General features: G+C 59.5%; 1 protein-coding gene and 1 pseudogene. One reads left to right on the forward strand and one right to left on the reverse strand.

Annotation, left to right across the window (positions count from 1 at the left end; genetic code table 11):
- Positions 1–170: SDR family NAD(P)-dependent oxidoreductase (locus ENZ75_RS34115; RefSeq protein WP_128278706.1), on the reverse strand; the 170-nt coding region annotated here is incomplete at its 3' end.
- A 118-nt stretch (positions 171–288) separates the two neighbouring features.
- Between ENZ75_RS34115 and ENZ75_RS34120 the strand changes: the two are divergent.
- Positions 289–407, forward strand: a pseudogene (locus ENZ75_RS34120) (UDP-2,3-diacylglucosamine diphosphatase); the annotation flags it as partial.

A 407-nucleotide genomic window follows, 5' to 3' on the forward strand; every position in this document is an offset into this window, starting at 1 on the left:
ACGCCATAGCGCTCGCGCAACTCAGCGGCGGTTTTCGCCACCAGCTCGGCATTGCGTCCGTTGACGACGACGTCGCAGCCGGCTTCCGCCAGCGCCACGGCGCAACCGCGCCCAAGTCCCTTGCTCGAAGCGCAGACGATGGCCTTCTTTCCGCGGATACCAAGATCCATGACGATTTCTCCTGTGATTTGGCCGGCAAGCTAGTCCTTCGGCTGGACCAATCGCAACCGTCATACGATTGTTGCATGAATCGGGGCATAGGCTCGCGAAAGCAACGGTGAAATCGCGATGTCCGGCCAAGAGCCCCGCACTTTCCGCAGCATGTTCATTTCCGACGTCCATCTGGGCTCGAAGGCGGCCAAGGCCGAGTTCCTGATCGATTTCCTTCGATATCACGATGCCGATAT

Origin of the sequence: Mesorhizobium sp. M7A.F.Ca.CA.002.04.1.1 (assembly GCF_004022805.1) — a bacterium.
In the GTDB taxonomy this organism is placed as follows: domain Bacteria; phylum Pseudomonadota; class Alphaproteobacteria; order Rhizobiales; family Rhizobiaceae; genus Mesorhizobium; species Mesorhizobium ciceri.